Origin of the sequence: Salinispora pacifica CNR114, assembly GCF_000514775.1 — a bacterium.
Classification (GTDB): Bacteria; Actinomycetota; Actinomycetes; order Mycobacteriales; family Micromonosporaceae; genus Micromonospora; species Micromonospora pacifica.
This window is the reverse complement of the sequence record NZ_KI911467.1, coordinates 85991-104707: the sequence shown is the minus strand read 5'-3', so window position 1 is coordinate 104707 and position 18717 is coordinate 85991. Positions and strand designations below refer to the sequence as shown.

Sequence of the window (18717 nt, the reverse complement as noted above, 5' to 3'; positions counted from 1 at the left end):
CGCCGCCGTGTCCATCGTCGAAGATCTCGGCGCGCAGGTGCGCGCCGCCAGCGATGATCTGCCCCTCGGCCAACTCGCCGAGGCGCTCGAACGGTTCGGGCTGGCCACCGAGCGGCTGCGCTGGGTACGCCAGGAGTCCGCCAACCCGATGGGGGTGCCGGAGCTGTCCAGCGCCGTCGAACACGCCGAGTCCGCCGGCTACGCGCTGCGCGTCGCCCAGGAGCAGCTGACGGCGTACCTGGCCAGGATCGGGCTGGCGGCTGGCGATGCACCCGCCCCGCGTACCATCCCCAAACAGCAACCGGCACACGACGCTCCCCGTGGTGCCACGCCCCCGGCGACGGCCACTGTCCCGCCGGGCCCGGCCCCCGCACCCCGCTGGTGGGCGGTCCGGGTCGCCGAGTTGACCGGTGGCAGGAGCGGGTCGGAGCCACCGGATGAGGCGATCGCCGACTCCAGCGAGCTGCTGCGCCGAGTCGTCCACCAGGTCCGCGCCGGCGACCGGGAACGACTCCGCGTCGAGCTGGGCCGCGCCCACGCCGACGTGGGGTTGGGGTTGGCCGCGCTGACCCCTCCCCTGCTGCGGGAACTGGCCGGGGAGTTCCTTGGGCACCCGCCCCGGGCCGAGGACCTGCCGCGGCTCCGCAAAGCCCTGGCCAGCCGGACTCGCGACCTGCTGCCGGGCCTGCCCGCACCGGTGGTGGAGACGCTGCTGGCCCGGGTCTGCCGGATGCCGCCGCCCCGCCGAGACGACGCCGAACAGCCACATGCTGCCGACCCGGCGGTCACCGCCGGGGTGCTGACCGGCGTCCTGCTCGACCGGCTCGGCCGCGAGCTACGCAGTGGCCCGCTCCCGGCCGAGAGCCGGAGCGGGGCGTTCGCCCCGGGGCACCCCTCGTCTCGCCGAGACGCCGATGGCTGACCGGCGGGCGCAGCTCGCGGCCCGGGTCCGGCAAACCCTCGGCGAGGCCCTCGGCGCGACGCGGACCCGGTTGGCCGCGGCGCAGACCGAACTGGCCGCCGAACGAGGCCGACTCGACCGGGTCCGCCAGGCCGCCGCCGCAGTGCCCGCACGGGTCGGCGCGGAGCGAGACCGGCGCCTCGCCGAGATCGACGCCCAACACTCGGCCCGGATCGCCGAGCTGTCCCGGCGGGCGGCGGACGCGGCCCGCCAGGAGGCCCCGGGCGCGGCCACCACCGACTGGCCACAGTGGCACCCAACCCCCGCCCGCCGAAAGGAACCGCCCGGCCCACTACGGGTCGGCACGCTCGCCGTCATGGGCGGGGAGTCGGTGCCCGCGCTGGTGCCGCTACTCGACGCCGGGCACGTCGAGCTGACCGGCAGCGACCGGGTGGCGGGCGAGGCGGTGGTGGCCGCGCTACTGCTGCGGGCGGTAGGCCGGGCCGACCCGGGCGCCGTTCGGTTGACCGGGTACGACCCGGAGCACCTTGGGGGCGGCTTGGCCGGTTTCGCGCCGCTGGGCACCGCCGGGCTGCTGACCTTTGTCGGACCGGGCGGGCTGGGCCGACTCCTCGACGACCTCGTCGAGGAGATCCACCGGATCAACTCCACCGTTCTGGCGGGCGAGCACCGGTCCCTGCGCGAGTTGGCCACCGCCACCGGTCGTCGGCCCGAGCCGTGGCGGGTGGCGGTACTGCTCGGTGGGGAGGAGCCGTCCCGGCACGTACGCGGCCAACTCGATCGGGTGGTCCGCACCGGCGCGGCGTGCGGCGTGCACCTGGTGGTACGCGGCCTGACGCTGCCGGAGGACGCCCCCGTAGCCCGGATCCGCGTCGAGCCGGGCCGGGCCGAGCTCGCCGGCGCACCGCCGGTCACGCTCGACCCGGCGCCCCCGGCGACCCTGGTTACCGAGACCTGCCGGGGCGTCGCGGCCCGGGTCAACGCCGGCCCGGAACCGACGCCCTTCAGCGACCTGCTACCACCCCCGGAGCAGATGTGGCGGGAGGACTCGGCGGCCGGCCTGATCGCGCCGATCGGCGAGGGCACGGACAGCCAACCGGTACTGGTCACTCTCGGTGACTATCCGCCGCACGCACTGATCGGTGGCCCGTCGGGCACCGGCAAGACAAACCTGATCTTCGCCTGGATCGGTGCGCTCGCCGCCCGCTACTCCCCGGCCGAGTTGGAGCTCTACCTGCTCGACTTCAAGGAGGGTGTCTCTTTCGCCCGGTTTGCCCAGGGTCGCCGCGACCCGAGTTGGCTGCCGCACGTTCGGCTGGTCGGGATCAACGTCAACACGGACCGGGAGTTCGGTCTGGCCCTGCTTCGCTTCCTCGCCGAAGAGCTGCGCCGGCGCGCTGACGCGGCAAAGGAGCACGAGGTAACGAAGCTCGCCGAACTGCGCGCGGTGGACCCAGCCGGGCGCTGGCCGCGGATCGTCGCCGTGGTTGACGAGTTTCAGATGCTGCTCGCTGGCCGCGACGCGGTGGCCCGGGAGGCCGCCGATCTCCTGGAGGACCTGGCCCGGCGCGGTCGTTCGCAGGGCATCCACCTGGTCCTCGCCTCGCAGGACGTTCGGGGAATCGAGGCGCTGTGGGGGCGGCCAGCCCTGGTCGCCCAGTTCACCCTCCGCATCGCCCTGCCCAAGGCGCTACGGATCCTCGCCGAGCGCAACGACGCCGCGCAGTCACTACCCCGCCACCACGCCGTGGTCAACGCCGAGTCGGGACTGGCCGAGGGGAACGCGGTTGCCCGGATACCGTCGGCGAGCGACTGGGAGACGTGGAGCGAGCTGCAGCACCGACTCTGGCGGATGCGCCGGCCAGATGCCGCCCCGGCGCGGCTCTTCGATGGTGACGCGATCCCCCGGTTGACCGACGCCCCGGACTACCAGGCGCTCTGTGCACCGGAGACCGGGACACCCCGAGCTCCGACGGCGCTACTCGGCGAGATCATCGACGTACAGGCCCGCTCGGCGGGGCTTCGGCTGCCGCGCGCGCCGGGGCGCAACCTAGCCGTGCTGGGCACCCGCGTTGACGAGGCGTGCGCCGTACTCGCCGCGGCTGGACGGTCGCTCGCCCGGCAGCACCGTCCCGGGACGGCGCGGTTCTCCATCGCCTGCCTGGACCCGGACGCCGACGCCGCCGCCCGATCCCTCTACACCGACCTCGCCGACAATGCCGCCTGGTACGACGAGGAGACCGTAACCGAGCTGATGGCCGAGACCACCGCTGGGCTGGGCGCTCCCGGCGTCGGTGCCCCCCACTACCTACTGCTGTTCGCCGTTGACGCGGCGACCGGCGCGCTCGCCGCCCGGATTGGCGGCCAGACCGGGCTGGAGCGGCTACGTCGCGTCCTGCATGACGGGCCGGAGCGGCGGACGCATGTGCTGGCCTGGTGGCGGGGAGTCGCGCGAATGCGGGCCGACCTCGGCGGACCGGCCGCCCGCACGGACCAGATCGGCGCGTGGGTGGCGCTCGACACGCACGGCGGGGAGCTGGGCGCCTCGCTCTACCCCGGCACCGGCGGGCCGGACTGGTACCCCCGCCCCTGGCGGGGCCTCTTCTTCGACCGGGCGGTGCACCGCACCGGGCAGACCATCATCCCGTACGGGCACCAGCGGTGAGCCAGCCGGTGCCGAGCGAGTCGTACCCGGCGCAGGTACGACGACTGGCCGACCTGACCGAGCGGGTGTCGGCGCAGCGGGCCGAGGCACACACCTGGTACGAGCAGCAGTGTGCGGCCGCGCGGCGTGCCGTCGCGAATGCCGAGGACCAGGTCCGGCACGCGGAACGGGAGGTGACGGCAGCACGCCGGCTGCAGGAGCGGGTCGAGGCGGAGGTCCGGCTGTTGTGGCAGGAGTTATGCGGGCGATTCAGGTCGGCGGGCCGCCAGATGGACGGGCCGCCCGGCCCAGTCAACGGCGTCGCCGGGAATCCCCTGCCGATGCTGGCCGCGGTGCGGGACCTCCTGGCCCGTACCGGTCAACCCGGTGAGCTACCCGGATCCGTCAACCCGCTGCTGGCCATCTGCGGGTTCGGCGGTGCGTTGGTCACGTACGCCCTGGGCACCGTGGCCCGGACGGCCGGCGACCGGTACGGCGGCGACCTGGCGGTCGGGCTACCGGTGCTGGCGCTGGTAGTGACCTTACTCGGCCCGCTGGCCGGCCTGATCCCGGCGAAGATTCTCGCTGACCGGCAACACGCGGTGCTCGGCCCGCGCCCGGTGGCCGTGGTGGTGGTCGCCGGGCTGCTGACGACGGGGCTCCTGCTGGCCGTTGCCCGCTGAGCCGGTCAGTCGCGACAGCGTCAGTCACCCGCCGCGCCCCCATCGGGCCGGTTCGGACCGTGGCCCTGGGCAGGTACGGCGACCGCCTCCCGGAGCAGGCGGCGCACGAGGGTGACCCGGTCGGTGTCGTCGGCCAGGCCGGGCAGGTCCCCAACCCGGCTGACCTCCCCGGCGAGGAACGCGCGCAGGGCCGGGGCACACATCTGCGGCAGGGTGATGGCGCGGTCGAAGACCCGCAGCGTCACTCGCTCTCCCACCGGGGTGAGCTGCCACCGCAGGCCCGGGCGGGGAGTGACCCGGCTGTCCGGATCGAGCGCGTCCAACGCGGCCGTCTGGGCAAGGGGCTGCAGCGGAGCCGGCCGGGCAGCCGGCCAGGCGCGCTGCCGCAGCCGGGCGGCGAGCGCTGCTGGATCGACGCGGCGCAGCCAGTCCTGCAGCGCCTGCACAGTTTCCGTCAACTCGGGCTCCACCGCCTCCGGGTCGGAGATGTCCATCCCGAACGGCAGGGTGGCCCGCAGCCGCGGCTCCTCGGCGGCGAGCGCGAGCAGCTCCTCGACCAGCGTGTATCGGGTCAGTGCCCGAACGCCGACGGTCAGGTGAAGTGAGCTGCGCTCCTGGGCCTTGGCACTGTGCAACCAGCCACGGGGCAGGTACAGCGCGTCGCCGGGGGCGAGCAGCACGTCGAGGGTGGGGGCCTCTGTCGCGGTCGCGGAGACCTCGTCGGCCCGGCCGCCCCACGGCTGCCGCTCCAGCGGATCGGCAAGCACCGGCGGGTGGATTCGCCAGTGCTTCGCACCGTCGACCTGGAGGACGAAGACGTCATGGGTGTCGTAGTGGGTGGCGAATCCCTGGCTGCCGGCAGGAGTGAGGTAGGCGTTGACCTGCAACGGCTGCCCGAGCGCCCAGCCGAGTTCCCGGGTGAAGTCGATGAGTGCCGGCCAGGTGCGGTGCAGGCCCTGCAGCACCAGGGTGGCGCCGCCGGCGTACAGGTCGAGGACCTTCTCGTCGAGAACCTGGTCGGCGATCTCGGCGCCCGCGCCCCCGCCGCCGGTGTACCGGGTCGCCGGCACCAACACGCCGTCCTGCGCCACCCGCAGGAACGGGGTGCGCAAGCCGCGCCGGCTGAGCAGTTCGTCCGCGTCGGCCGGGCTGAGTAGGTCGCAGAAGCCGCTCTGGTTGGGCAACTCGTCGGCGCGGGACAGCAGCGGCGTCTGTCCCCAGTGCACGGCGGCGAACCTCGCCGGATCGACGGAGACGCACCGGGCCAGCGCCGACGCCACGGTTCGCTCGGGCTCCTCGGGGGCGAACGAGAGTGCCGGGCGACCGCGGCCGCCCGGCGAGTCGGGGTACGGCACCGCGTCGTTCAGCGCGCGCTGCCGTCGGCACCACCGTCATGCTGACCCGGGGTCGCCCCACCGTCAGCCGGACCCTCCGCGCTACCGTCGGCACCACCGTCATGCTGACCCGGGGTCGCCCCACCGTCAGCCGGACCCTCCGCGCTACCGTCGGCACCACCGTCATGCTGACCCGGGGTCGCCCCACCGTCAGCCGGACCCTCCGCGCTACCGTCGGCACCACCGTCATGCTGACCCGGGGTCGCCCCTCCATCAGCCGGACCCTCCGCGCGGCCGGCGCCGGAGGTCGTCATGTCGTCGTCGTTGAGTGCCATGGGTGCTCCTCGACTGTGCCCCGTCCGAACGCCGGGGTCCGTCCTACGGCGGGTGTACCCCACCTCCAGCCCTCCCCACCACACGGTAGCCGTCGCCGGACTGCCACGTTGGCGTTCGCCGGTCAACGGCCCGGGTCCGAACCCTGCCACCCGGGAAGGCAGACGGGTGGGGTAAGGCTGCTCAGCTGTCGTTCCACCCCCGAGCGTCGGGCTCCCACCGGCCATCGTCGTCTCGCCGCGGGGGACCCACCGGGCCGCGGCGTTGTCGTATCGGGCTGACCCGGCCGGGCCCCCGGGGTGCCCCTCGCCAACCGCCGGGCGTCCCGACGACGTGGACAACGACGCCCCGACCGCGCTCCGTTCTCGTCTGCAGCGTCACCTTCCCGCCACCTCCGTCCGCTCCGGCCGTGCCACCCTGGCGACGACGGCGCGTCAGGCCGCGCGACGCTCCCGAGTTTGTTTGCAGGTAACGCAGGTCGTCGCAGATGGAAAGATCTCCAACCGCTCTACCGGAATAGCCGCGCCACAGCCCTCGCAGAAGCCGTAGGTGCCCTCTTCCAGCCGGGTCAGGGCGTGCTCGAACTGTGCCCGGCGGTCGAGGATCGTGCGCAACAGGGACTGCGCGGTGTCCCGCTCCGCGGTCTTCGTGCCGCTGTCGGCCTGGTCATCGCCCGCGGTGTCCCCGACCTCGACCAGGCGCAGCACCTGACTCTGCAGCACAGCCTGCTCATACTCGGCGGCGAGCTCGTCGTAGCGGGCCTGCAGGGATTGCCGGATCTGATCGGCTTCCGCCTGGGGTCGGGGCGTGTCGACCGGGTCGTGGACGAGCATTTCTGCCTGCCTTCCTGAGGGCCTTCCGGTCCACCGGACCGGGGCTGGTCGTCGCTGCACGGGTTGACGACCCGTGTGTGAGCCGACCGAATACCCCGTACCGCCACGGACCAAACCGCCGCCCGACCGGCTACCCGGGCCCGTCGGCAGGCAGAGAACACCAGCGCGGGTGATGGCCTCCGTCAACCACTGCGGTCGATGGCCACCCGGGCGTCATCGGCGAGCCGGTAGCCGACCCCGTAGACGGTGGTGACCAGGGGGACATCCACGCCGACCTTGCCCCGCAGCCGGCGGACGTGCACGTCCACCGTGCGCACCCCGGCATGCTCGTAGCCCCAGACCGCATTGAGCAGTTGTAGCCGCGTAAAGACCCGGCGGGGATGGGCAACCAGGTGCAACAGCAGGTCGAACTCCAGCCGGGTCAGCGACAACGGCTCGCCGTCGCGCAGCACGGACCGAGAGGAGGCGAGGATGTGCAGGGTGGGGATGGTGGGGGCGAGCGACCGGCTTGGCGACCGGCCAGCCGGGACCGGTTCCGCCCGGCGGTCCGAGAACCCGTTGCCGGTCATGGTGACCGTGCTGTCTCCACCCTCCATCAGTTCTCGGGCCGCGTCCAGTAACCGCCGAGCCGCTGGATTCAGCGCCTCGTCGCTGGCCAACGGGATCGACAGGGTCACCGTGAGGACCGGGGGAACCGTGTTGGTGGGACGGCGCTGGCCACCCGGCGGGCGACCGGGAACAGCGGGTTGGGACGAATGCCATCCGGCGCGCGACGAAGCGGGGCTGACCGACATGGTCCTCCTTGGCTGGTCCGGGTATCTCCCCAACGGCCCGGGACGCCGCTTTACCGATGCTTCCCGGCACCCGTTCAGCGGTCAAGGGGCAGTTGCGTTGCATGAATGTGACAATCGACTTACACATCGAAGCGGGATGCTCGCTCTGCGTACGAGGTCAACTGATTACAGCAGAACCGCTGCGAGGACCTGATCCGGGGGTCCCCACCGCATTCACATTCACCAGTCCGTTGCCCCACCGCCGTGTCGCCACATTCCGACGGGGTATAACGGAAGGGTGGAGGACTCGCTCTCCCAGCAGTTTCGCGCCGCCGCGGCGGCGCTGCTCGCCGCCCTGAACGAGCCGGAAAGCACCCGGGCGACCCACCGGTTCGACGACCTTGGGGCGCGGCGCTGGATCGAATACCGGCCCCGGCCCCGGCCCGGCGTCTGCCTGGCCGACCTACCCCGCGCTGCCCGAAAAGCCACCCATCGGCTACTGGCGACCGCCCTCAGCCCGTCGGCGTACGCGCAGGCGGTAACGATTATCGGGCTGGAGGAGGTGCTCGACCGAGCCGAGGGGTGGCGGCGCGGCCGACACAGCGACGACTACTGGGTGGCGGTTTTCGGTGACCCGATCCAGGACGAGGCGTGGGGGTGGCGGGTCGAGGGGCACCACCTGTCGATCAGCATGACCATCGTCGCCGACCAGATCTCCCCCGCTCCGGTCTTCTTCGGGGCGAACCCGGCCGCCGTCCGGTGGGCCGGCCGGCCGGTCACCCGCCCGCTCGGCCCCGAGGAGGACCTGGGCCGGGCGTTGCTGGACGCCCTCAGCCCGCAGCTACGGACGGCGGCGATCATCGCCGAGGCGGCCCCCACCGACATCATCAGCGCGACCCGACCGCACGTGGACACCCCGATGGCTCCCCTCGGCGTCTCCGCTGACCGGCTGAACCCCACCGGCCGGGCCCTGTTGGACCAACTCGTCGCCCTCTACCTGGAACGGCTCCCGCCAGAGTTGGCAACCCGGGAGGCCCGTCGGCTCGCCGGGTCCCCAATGCACTTCGCCTGGGCTGGACCGAGCTGGCCGGGGCAGCGCCACTACTACCGCGTGCAGGGCGACGACCTGCTGATCGAGTACGACAACACCGCGGACGACGGCAACCACGCCCACACCGTGCTTCGCCGACCGAGCAGTGACTTCGGCACCGACCTGCTGGCCGCCCACCACCGGGCCGCCCACTGAAACCCGCGGCGAGTCCGCCGGAACAGCCCGCACCCAACGCGTGGCCGGCTCTGGCGCGGCTAGTTGTCGCGCGGCCGCGAAACCGTGGTAACCAACCGCTCGGCCACCTCCCGCAGCGGGATCCCGAGCGAGGACGCCGCGCTGCGCAGCACCGTCACGGCCTCCTCCGCCCGGCACCCCCGCTGGGTCATGACGACACCGATCGCCTGCCCGACAACGCTCTCGCCGAGCAGCGCCACGTCGACCTGACCGGCCTCGGTCACCGCCCGCGCCCGATCCCGTACCGCGGCGAGCAGAAGACCGGCGTGGTCGGCCACCAGCATCGCGGTCAGCTGGTGCCGGGGGGTGAGCACCTCCCCAGCCCCCGCATAGAGGTTGAGCGCGCCGATCACCTGCTCGTCGATATCGACCGGCGCGGAGATCACGGCCGACACCCCGAGCCGACGGGCACGCCAGGTCCAGTCCGGCCACCGCGTCTCGACGCTCAGTCGCTCCACGACCACCAGCTCCCGTCGCCCGATCGCCGCCATGGCCGGCGAGTCTGGCCCGTGCCGCAGGTCGTCGAGCTCGGCGAGCCGGTGATCGGAGGCCACCGCACCGGCCGGCTCCCCCGCGCGCAGGGAGGTGAACCCACACCAGTTGACCCCCGCGACGCCGTCCCGGGCGATCCGGACGAGGACGGTCAGCGCGGCATCAAGGTCGCTCGCGCCGATCAGCCCGGCGGTCAGCTCCCGGAGCAGTCCCGCGGTCTCCAGGACGCCGAGCGTCCCCCCGACCGACTCCCGCATCTCCAGGTTCACCAGACCCCACCTCCATCACGCCATGCGCTGCCCATCCCACCACCGGACGCCGAAGTTTCGTCCGCACCGACTCCGCGGCCCCGGCCTACTACCCCACGGGGAGGGGTCGAAACTACCCAAAGTGGGCGGCCTCCGGAGCCGGAGGATACCGGAACACTCCGGACGAATCAGCGGGATCCGGAGCTGAGCCGCCGCCCCACCGAGGCGATCAGCCGGTCGAGCTCCGAACCGAACGGGTTGTCATGCACGAGGTAGGTCCACGTCGCGCTCGGCCGGACCAGCTTGGCCTCGTCCGGCTCCCAGTCCTCGTCGAACTCCGTGTCGGTGAAGGTTTCGATGGTGCGCCGCTCGATCTCCGGCACCAGCTCGTTGAAGGAGGGCACCGCGGCACGGTGGAACTCGTCAAGCGGGTCCAACCGGCCCAACGCCCGCAGGTGCACGCCCTCGCGGACCTCGGAGAGCTCGGCGAGGTGCTCGGCCCAGAGCCGGTCCAGGTGGAACAACGCGATCGACCGGGCGGCCCGGGCGAGCAGATCCTCGTCCATCTCGCCGGCCTGGTCCGCGACCTTGTCGAGCAGCATCAGGGCGGCGACATCACTGGTCAGTAGCCGCTCGCGCCGCTCCGCCAACGCCTTGCGCTGCTGCTCCACCACCACGCTGTAGCGCCAGGTATTGCGGTGGATCTCATGGTTGACCCCCTCCGCGACCCGCTGGGAGTGCTCCACGGCGTAATCCACCTGCGGGTCGGTGACCAGGCCGTCGGCGTTCATCCGCGGCGACGACGGCACCGTGTCACCGGCGTGCCGGACCACGAGATCGTCCTGCAGACTGACGAAGAAGACCGACCCACCCGGGTCGCCCTGCCGACCGGCCCGCCCACGCAGCTGGTCGTCCACCCGACGGCTGTCGTGCCGGCCGCTGCCGATCACGTAGAGGCCACCCAGCTCGGCCACCCGGTCCCGGTTCGCCTGATCGCTGCCGCCGAGCCGGATGTCGACGCCCCGGCCGGCCATCTGGGTCGAGACCGTGACCGCGCCGTAGGCGCCGGCCTCGGCGATGATCGCCGCCTCCTCGTCGTCGTTCTTGGCGTTCAGCACGATGCAGGGGACGTCAGCAGCGTCGAGACCGGCCGCCAGACTTTCGGACTCCTTCACGTCGAGGGTGCCGACCAGGACCGGCCGTCCCCGCTCGTGGTTGCGCCGGATCTCGTCGATCAGCGCCTCCTCCTTCTCCGCCCGGGTCGCGTAGATCCTGTCCGGCTCGTCCTCGCGGACACACGGCGTGTTCGGCGGGACCACCGCCACCTCGAGATCAAAGAACTCGCGTAGCTGCTCGCCGACCAGTACCGCGGTCGCCGTCATCCCGCACACGGTCGGGTAGAGCCCGATGTACGCCTGCACGGCGATCGTGCCGAGCACCTCCCCCTCGGCGGTGGCGTCGAGCCCTTCCTTGGCCTCGACCGCCGCCTGTAGTCCATCCGGCCAACGGCGACGCTGCGCCACCCGTCCGCGCATCTCGTCGATCAACTCAACCGTGCCGTCCCGCACGATGTAGTCCACATCGCGGTGCAGCAGGGCGTGCGCGTGCAGCGCCACATTCACCGCGGAGAGCTGGGCGACCTGCTCCTCGTCATACAGGTCGATGCCGAGCTTGGCCTCGACGGCGCCGAGGCCGTCGGTGGTGAAGGCGACGCTGCGACCGTCCTCGGCCACCGTGTAGTGCCGGCCCTCGCGCAGCCCACGCATCAACGCCGCGGCGGTGTGCAGCGGATCCTGCTCGCCGGGAACCGCTCCGGCGAGCACCATCGGTACCCGGGCCTCGTCGATCAGGATCGAGTCGGCCTCGTCCACGATCGCGGTACGCAGCGTCGGCTGGACCCGGTCCTCAATGTCGGTGACCAGTTGGTCGCGCAGGTAGTCGAAGCCCGCCTCGCTGACCGACACATACGTGACGTCGCAGGCGTACGCGGCGCGTCGCTGCTCCGGGGTGGACGCCTCGTTGACCCAGCCGACGGTCAGGCCGAGCAGGTCATAGACCGGCTGCATCCACTGGGCGTCCCGGCGGGCCAGATAGTCGTTGACGGTCAGTACGTGCACCGGACCGTTGCCGAGGCGGACATGCCCGTACGCGGCGACCGCCGCGGTCAGGGTCTTACCCTCACCGGTGGCCATCTCGGCGACCTTGCCGGAGAGCAACGCCATCGCGCCGAGCAGCTGCACATCGTAGGGCCGCTGGTCCAATCCGCGGTGGGCGGCCTCGCGGCCAACCGCACAGATCTCCGCGTAGTCCTCAGCCCGGCCAGCGACCTCGGTCACCTCGACATCGTCGAGAGCCCGTAGTTCCTCGCCCCGGGTCTCGATGGCGGGCAGGAGTTTCTCCAGCGTTGCGAGATCGACTGTCGTCCCGGGGCGCTGGAGGAACCGGCGGAACCTGCTCTTCAACCGTTGCGACACACCCATGAGCGGCAACGGTACGCGACCGGACCGATCTTGAGCGGCCCGCCCGGCCCGTTGGCGGCGTCCACGAGCGCCGCCGGTGGCGGTCCGCCACCGGTGGCCGGTCGGTCCGGGGCGGGAGAAGACACCGCAGCACCCCGGGGAACGAAAATACCGCTCTAGCCGGAATAATCCCTCTCGCCTGGTTTCATGGTCAGAGGGGCGGGTAGCCGCGCCCGTCCCATCTGTCGTAGCGGGGTGAGGGTCCATGCCCAAGCGGGTCACCACGGAACCACGGGACCGGGGTCCGGCGATCCTGGCGCCGGCGCGCTTTGGCGGCTACCCGGGCCCGCGACGCCCGGCGCTACCCGGCAGCACGCTGGCCCGATGGCTGTCCACCACCGACCACAAGCAGATCGGCCTGCTCTACCTGATCACGTCCTTCGTCTTCTTCGTGCTGGCCGGCTTCGAGGCGATGCTGATCCGCGGCGAGCTGGCCCGACCCGGGCTCCAGTTCCTCTCTCCCGAGCAGTACAACCAGTTGTTCACCACCCACGGCCTCGCGATGCTGCTGCTCTTCGCCACCCCGGCGGCGCTGGGGATGGCCAACTACATCGTCCCGATCCAGGTCGGGGCGCCGGACGTCGCGTTCCCCCGCCTGAACGCCTTCGGCTACTGGCTCTTCCTCTTCGGCGGTCTGCTGCTCTTCGGCAGCTTCCTGACCCCGGGCGGATCCGCCGACTTCGGCTGGTTCGCCTACACGCCACTGAGCCAGGCCGAACACTCCCCCGGCATCGGTCCCGACATGGTGCTGGTCGGACTCGCCCTCGGCGGTGTCGGGACGATCCTCACCGCGGTCAACCTGATCACCACCATCGTCACTCTCCGCGCCCCCGGCATGACCATGTTCCGAATGCCGATCTTCACCTGGAACATGCTCTTCACCAGCCTCCTGATCCTGCTGGTCTTCCCCCTGCTGGCCGCCGCGCTCTTCGCCCTGCTCGCCGACCGGCTGCTGGGGGCACACGTCTTCGATCCGGTCACGGGTGGACCACTGCTCTGGCAACACCTGTTCTGGTTCTGGGGCCACCCCGAGGTCTACATCATCGCGGTACCCTTCTTCGGGATCATCACCGAGATCATCCCGGTGTTCGCCCGCAAACCCGTCTTCGGCTACACCGGACTGGTGTTCGCCACCGGTGCCATCACCGTGCTGTCCATGGCCGTCTGGGCACACCACATGTTCGGCACCGGTCAGGTGCTACTGCCGTTCTTCAGCATCCTGAGCTACCTGATCGCCGTACCGACCGGGGTGAAGTTCTTCAACTGGATCGGCTCCATGTGGAAGGGGCAGCTCACCTTCGAGACACCGATGCTCTTCTCCATCGGCTTCCTGGTCACCTTCCTGTTCGGCGGTCTCACCGGGGTGCTGCTGGCTAGCCCACCGGTGGACTTCCACGTGACCGACAGCTACTTCGTGGTAGGGCATTTCCACTACGTGCTCTTCGGTACGGTGGTCTTCGCCTTCTTCGGCGGAATCTACTTCTGGTTTCCGAAGATGACCGGCCGGCTCCTCGACGAACGACTCGGCAAGGCGCACTTCTGGACCATGTTCCTCAGCTTCCACGGCACCTTCTTGGTCCAGCACTGGCTGGGCAACGAGGGAATGCCCCGACGGTATGTCGACTATCTGCCCGGCGACGGGTTCACCACCCTGAACACGATCTCCACCGTCTCGTCGTTCGTACTCGGCGCCTCCACCCTGTTCTTCATCTGGAACGCCTGGAAGTCCTGGCGGTACGGACCCGTGGTCAACGTGGACGACCCATGGGGCTTCGGTAACTCCCTGGAGTGGGCGACAACCTGTCCACCGCCGCTACGCAACTTCGACCAGATACCCCGGATCCGGTCGGAGCGCCCGGCCTTCGACGCCAAGTACGGTCCTCTCGTCGCCAACCTCGGCCGTGATCTGCCGCAACGCACCACCCGGCCACCGCAGAAGCTCCGCGACGAACTGCACCGAGAGCCGCACCTGCCCGAGTCACCCAGCGCCGAGGGCGCCGTCGGCGCACGTGAGGCGGTGGCCTACCACCCCGCGCCGCGGTCCGGGGCGCGGCCGGTCGAGGTGCCGGAGCCGGAGGATGTGCGTCGACCGAGTTTCGAGGAGACCGACGAGCCCGAGGAGACCACCGACCCCGAAACCCCACAGGAGCCGAACGACCGGTGGCGCCATCCCCGTGGACCCGGCGACAGCACCGAGAACTGAGCCGGTCCGCCGCCCGCCGACAGCCGCCCAGCAACCGTCCCGCTCTTACCGGGCTCGGGGACGGCCGGTCTCCGCCTCGGTGACGCCGTTCTGCCACGGCGGCGGCGCGTCGGCGAGCATCGCCTGTCGCAGCCAGGTCAGCGCCCGGGACAGTAGCCGGGACACGTGCATCTGGGAGATGCCAAAGCGAGCGGCGATCTCCGCCTGGGTCTGGTTGCCGTAGAAACGCATGGCGAGGATCCGCCGTTCCCGCCAGGGCAGCCGATGCAACAGACCGCTCACGGTGACCCGATCATCCACCGACTCCAGCGCGTTGTCGGACTCGCCCACCAGGTCGCCGAACTCGGCCGAGCTCTCGCCACCAACCGGGGCGTTGAGCGACGCCGGACTGTAGCCGGCAGCCGACTCCAGCGCCGCGAGAATCTCCTCCTCCGGCGTCTCCAATCGCGCCGCCAACTCCGCCACCGTTGGCGCCCGAGACAGCTCGCTGGTCAGCGCCGCGGTGGCCTGGCCAACCTCGAGGATGAGGTCACGCAACCGGCGGGGCACGTGCACACCCCAGGTACGGTCCCGGAAGTGGCGCTTGATCTCGCCGACGATGGTGATCGCCGCATACGCGGTAAAGGAGCCCCGCTCCGGGTCGTACCGATCCACCGCGTTCACCAGCCCGAGCCGCGCGACCTGTTCCAGGTCCTCCAGCGGCTCGCCCCGCCCGCGATACCGACGGGCCAGTCGTCCGGCGAACGGCAGAGCGAAGCGGACCAGATCGTCCCGGGCCTCCTGGCACCGGTGGGGCGGCAACCCCTCGATCCGGGCCGCGTACGCCAGTGCTGCCGCGTCGAGGTCCTCCAGGCCTCGCTCGGTCGGTGACGGAGTACTTGTGGTGGTCTGTCCGAACATCCGCGCCTCCCTCAGGAAGGTCCCGCCCGGATTTGGCAAACCGGTCGTGCGCGTGGTGACCCCACGCACCGGGTCGGAAGTGGGTTTCGTGGCTGGGACGCCAGTGGGCGCCGGCAGGATCCGGCCGCCGCAGCCAGCGGTGTTCCCGCTCCGTAGGTACTCAATCACGGGACCCAGGGTTCGCGAGGATGTTTCGGCACGTCCGGGTCAGGAGACGAGCAGGCCCTGCGGGAAGCCGCCGTCGCGGAGTGCCGCAAGGGCTGCCGCAACGGTCATCGGCGACGGCGCCGGCAGGTCGTACGACTGCGCCCGCAGCACCTCGGTGGCCCGACGCGTCGGCACCGAGGTGACCGGGTAACCCCGGGTCGCCGACCGATCCAGAGCCCGCCGACGACGGCCGAAGCCGGCCACAGCCAGCCACTGAGGCAGCCCGGCGACCGCCGGTGACCGTAGCCCCGGCGGCTCCGGCAGCACATCCACGGAGCTGAACGGCTCGCTGCCGGCGAGCCACCACTCCACCCCCTCCACACTGCGCCGGGTGGCGTTCTCGCACCAGTAGGGCACCATGCCGGCCCGAACCACCTGCCACGGGTCGAGCAGTCGGCCGCACTCGACGATCAGCCGGTTGCCGGTCTTTCCGGCCGCGCGCAACCAGTGGCGGTACAGGTCCGCGGTCAGCGCGCTCAACACCGCCGGCTCGGGCACGAGTACCTGATGCGACGGATGCCGGTGCACCGAACCCCAATCCCGAACGGACTGCTCGAACCCGGGTTCCACCCCGTGTTCGGCCAGGCGGGGCACCCCCGCCACCGTCGGCGGGCACCACCGCGCGCCGTCGCTTCCGGCCGCGTGGAGCACCTGACGCAACGCGGGACTGTCCGGGTGGAAATCCACCGGATCAAACCCACTACGCGGCGAGCCGACCTGGAAGCTGTGCCCGGGGGCGGAGCCAACCACCGGCCAGGTACGCGCGTCACAGAGCAGCAGCACCGGCGCTCCGGGCTCCAGGCAATCGGCCAGCAACTGGAGGTAGGCCGCGGGCAGCCAGCGCCAGCGAGCGGCCAGCGCGACGGTCGCCCCCGCCAGCGCACCGCGGCTGGCCGGGCAGTGCACCTGCCGGACGTGGAGTTCGGGGTTGCCCACCAGCAATCGTGCGGCCAGTGCGGCACCGTGATCGAGCGCGGCCGGCGGCCTGTCCACCGCCCCCTGCGGCCAGTGCACACTGAGTTCGAAGCCGGTGGGCAGCCACGGGATGCCGAGCGCGACCGCGAGGTGGGCCGCCGCGCCGTGCGGGGAGCCGAGCAGCATCCCGGGATAGCGGCGGCGGGGATACTGGTCGGCGAACCAACGGGCCACCTGATCTGCGTCCACATCGGCGGCTTGCCCCACGGTCAGCGCGACCCGACCGGCGGCTCGGGCAGCCGCTGCCCGCCGGATCGGTTCGGGTGCCCCGCTGAGACGAGAAATCCCTCTGGGATGCCCCAGGTCGGCACAGTCGGTGCCGCGTAGGGCCCGGGCGATGGCCGCGACCAGGGTCCGGGCCGCACTGCCGGCGGCCACGACGCGGTCGCCGGTCAGCCCGTCGGCGCGCCCCGCGCGCACCCCGTGCGCCGGCCCGGCCCTTCCTCGTTCACTAACCACGCAGCCCGGCTTCCCACCCCGATGGGGTTCAAACTGGGCATCCCCTACTCATCGGGATTTCCCGGTAACCCCGGCGGATGGGCGGCGGGACCTCACTCGCCGTCCCGCCCCGGCGTGGCCGCATCGACGTACCGGAGTACCGCACCCACCCCGCCGGTCAGCTCCGGCGCCTCCTCGGGGCCGAGGACGGTCAACTCCGCGTCAGTCCCCACCAACGCCCGCACCAGGGCGGCATCGACGCGTACCTGCTCCGGGTCCCGCACCGCCATGGCAGACAGCTGCTCAGGATCGGTGGCGAGTTGGGTGGGATCCGACCCGACCCACAACTCTCCCGTCGCCGATGGGTCGTCCACGAGAAGCAGGTTCTCGACCTGGTCTCGCTGCAGCGCGGAGACCACCGCGTCCAGCCCGGAACCGACCTCCTCCTGCTCGCCGAAACGGTCCAGGGCAGTACTGATCCGCTGGTCGGCCACCTCGGCGATGGTCTGCACGGTCAGGTCATCCAACTGGGTGTGGTCGGCGCCGTCGGCCCGCTTGCCGGCATCGGTACGGACCAGCACCTCCTGCCAGCGCTCCGGCAACTGCGCGGCGATCACACCGGTGGCCCGCACATCTCCGGACACCACCACCACGTCGGCGCGCACCTTCTCAGCCAGCTCCGCGGCGGCGGCGGCGATATCCCCCGCGTTGCGGTGCCATGCCTCCACCGCAGCCCGCTGATAGCGGGACTGGGACCAACCGCCCGGCCGCACGCGACGCAGTTGGTAGTCCTGCCGGCCCCGAACCTGGGCGTGCCGGGGCACGCCCCCCGCGCTGACCGCCATCGCGTCCGCTCCGGTCCGGTCGGCGATCACCCGCACCCAGGCCACCTGCTCGCCCCGCTGGGCCAGCAGCGGCATCACGTGCGGCAGCGACGCGAATGTGGCGATGTCCCGCAGCGGCGGGGCGGACAGGTACTCCGACAGGGCCACCCGACCGTGGCTGGCGAAGACCGCGATGCCGTAGTCACCCGGCATCGGATCATGACCCCGCACCACCCGATCGATCGCCTCGATCGACGCCGGGTCGGCCCCCTGCTCCTGAAGGCGGTCCCGGAGCGCGCGCCAGCGCAGGTCCAGCGCGGCGTGGGCGTCCTCGGTGTCGGCTGAGGCATCCAGGTAAACCGAACACCACGGGCCCGGTCGATCATAGAGCGGGCGTAGGAAGGACAGCTGCATGCGCGACCCCTTTCCAGCTCGACCCTGCGGTTACCCGTGCCAGCTGACTTGTCACCTGACCCACGACACGTGATCGACGTTCATTCCCCCCATTCACCCACACCGGCCGATACCATCGGGGAACAGATCAACCCTGGGTGGTGGCGATGGACAGCGACCTACATACCCCACGGATCACGCATCCGACGGCGCGCATCGTCACCGGGCGAATCGTCCGGTTACTCGAGGGCTACCCGCGTGAGGTACGGGTGGGCCAGCCGGTGCTGGTGGCGGTGCTCGTGGCAGCCGGCGTGGTCAGAATGCTGATGGCCCTGCTCCAGCAGCTCGCGGCGGCCGATTCCGGCCGCGGTCGGCGCACCTTCAAGGAGCTTCGGAACGGGCCGGAGTTCCTGGTTACCCCTGTCCGGCTGCGGGACTCCGCCGGACGGCTGTGCGAGGTCGAGCTACACGGACACCTGCCGCAGAGTGCCCTGCACCCGGCCGACCACGTGCAACTCACCCTACGCCGCCAGCGCGACTCCGAGCTTCCGCCGAAGATCGAGCGGATCGTCAACCTCACCACCGGACAGTCACTCACCCCGCGTACGGCGACGCTCTGGTCGCATCTCGGGCCGCCGCTCCTGCTCCAGGCCAGCCTGGGCCTGCTGCTGCTGGCCGCGGTGGCCGCCGGTGCCAGCCTGCTCTGAACCG

15 protein-coding genes are annotated in these 18717 nt (G+C 71.6%); 6 read left to right on the top strand and 9 right to left on the bottom strand.

The genetic code is table 11. The annotated features are described in order from the left end of the window. The first annotated feature begins 7 nt into the window (after positions 1-7). Genes B118_RS0125400 through B118_RS0125390 form a run of 3 tightly spaced genes read left to right on the top strand, consistent with a single transcriptional unit; the run spans position 8 to position 4249 of the window. Positions 8-922, top strand: a complete 915-nt coding sequence (locus tag B118_RS0125400) for a magnesium transporter (RefSeq protein ID WP_027647162.1) — start codon at positions 8-10, stop codon at positions 920-922. After that, positions 915-3587, top strand: coding sequence for an FtsK/SpoIIIE domain-containing protein (locus B118_RS0125395; RefSeq protein WP_018219899.1), 2673 nt, complete (start codon positions 915-917; stop codon positions 3585-3587). Before B118_RS0125400 ends, B118_RS0125395 begins: the two co-directional genes overlap by 8 nt. Next, positions 3584-4249, top strand: coding sequence for a hypothetical protein (locus tag B118_RS0125390; protein WP_018811340.1), 666 nt, complete (start codon positions 3584-3586; stop codon positions 4247-4249). The genes B118_RS0125395 and B118_RS0125390 overlap by 4 nt, the downstream gene beginning before the upstream one ends. A 20-nt stretch (positions 4250-4269) precedes the next feature. Here the strand turns inward: B118_RS0125390 and B118_RS0125385 are convergent, their stop codons facing one another. The 4 genes from B118_RS0125385 to B118_RS0125370 all read right to left on the bottom strand — a co-directional run bounded on the left by B118_RS0125385 (position 4270) and on the right by B118_RS0125370 (position 7426). Further along, positions 4270-5604, bottom strand: coding sequence for a cupin domain-containing protein (locus B118_RS0125385; protein ID WP_028193689.1), 1335 nt, complete (start codon positions 5602-5604; stop codon positions 4270-4272). 8 nt (positions 5605-5612) lie between these two features. Continuing rightward, on the bottom strand, positions 5613-5918 hold the full coding sequence (locus B118_RS0125380; protein ID WP_018811342.1) for a hypothetical protein: 306 nt from the start codon (positions 5916-5918) through the stop codon (positions 5613-5615). Positions 5919-6350: 432 nt separating this feature from the next. Beyond that, on the bottom strand, positions 6351-6749 hold the full coding sequence (locus B118_RS0125375; protein WP_018219903.1) for a TraR/DksA family transcriptional regulator: 399 nt from the start codon (positions 6747-6749) through the stop codon (positions 6351-6353). A gap of 182 nt (positions 6750-6931) precedes the next feature. Next, the gene (locus tag B118_RS0125370) at positions 6932-7426 is read right to left on the bottom strand and encodes a winged helix-turn-helix domain-containing protein (RefSeq protein ID WP_018219904.1); all 495 of its coding nucleotides are present in this window, start codon (positions 7424-7426) and stop codon (positions 6932-6934) included. 394 nt (positions 7427-7820) lie between these two features. Here B118_RS0125370 and B118_RS0125365 point away from each other — a divergent pair, with 394 nt between their 5' ends. Then, positions 7821-8768, top strand: a complete 948-nt coding sequence (locus B118_RS0125365; RefSeq protein WP_018811343.1) for a DUF3500 domain-containing protein — start codon at positions 7821-7823, stop codon at positions 8766-8768. Between the two features lie 59 nt (positions 8769-8827). On the opposite strand, the gene B118_RS0125360 is transcribed toward B118_RS0125365, so the two are convergent. Then, positions 8828-9568: a GAF and ANTAR domain-containing protein gene (locus B118_RS0125360; protein WP_018826884.1), complete on the bottom strand. Its 741-nt coding sequence runs from the start codon at positions 9566-9568 to the stop codon at positions 8828-8830. Between the two features lie 167 nt (positions 9569-9735). Further along, on the bottom strand, positions 9736-12027 hold the full coding sequence (secA2, locus tag B118_RS0125355; protein WP_028193688.1) for an accessory Sec system translocase SecA2: 2292 nt from the start codon (positions 12025-12027) through the stop codon (positions 9736-9738). A gap of 244 nt (positions 12028-12271) precedes the next feature. Here secA2 and ctaD point away from each other — a divergent pair, with 244 nt between their 5' ends. Next, the gene (ctaD, locus tag B118_RS0125350; RefSeq protein WP_027645538.1) at positions 12272-14269 is read left to right on the top strand and encodes an aa3-type cytochrome oxidase subunit I; all 1998 of its coding nucleotides are present in this window, start codon (positions 12272-12274) and stop codon (positions 14267-14269) included. Positions 14270-14314: 45 nt separating this feature from the next. On the opposite strand, the gene B118_RS0125345 is transcribed toward ctaD, so the two are convergent. The 3 genes from B118_RS0125345 to B118_RS0125335 form a co-directional block, all read right to left on the bottom strand. Further along, a complete protein-coding gene (locus B118_RS0125345) occupies positions 14315-15169 on the bottom strand; it encodes a SigB/SigF/SigG family RNA polymerase sigma factor (protein ID WP_018219909.1) in 855 nt (284 codons plus the stop codon). 207 nt (positions 15170-15376) lie between these two features. Continuing rightward, entirely contained in the window at positions 15377-16771 is a 1395-nt protein-coding gene (locus B118_RS0125340) for a hypothetical protein (RefSeq protein WP_028193687.1), read from the bottom strand. 131 nt (positions 16772-16902) lie between these two features. Then, positions 16903-18027 (bottom strand): baeRF2 domain-containing protein, encoded by a 1125-nt coding sequence (locus tag B118_RS0125335; RefSeq protein WP_018219911.1) that lies wholly within the window; start codon positions 18025-18027, stop codon positions 16903-16905. Between the two features lie 137 nt (positions 18028-18164). Here B118_RS0125335 and B118_RS0125330 point away from each other — a divergent pair, with 137 nt between their 5' ends. Then, positions 18165-18713 carry a hypothetical protein gene (locus tag B118_RS0125330; protein ID WP_018811349.1) on the top strand — a complete coding sequence of 183 codons (549 nt, stop codon included), beginning with the start codon at positions 18165-18167 and terminating at the stop codon, positions 18711-18713. Positions 18714-18717: the final 4 nt, after the last annotated feature.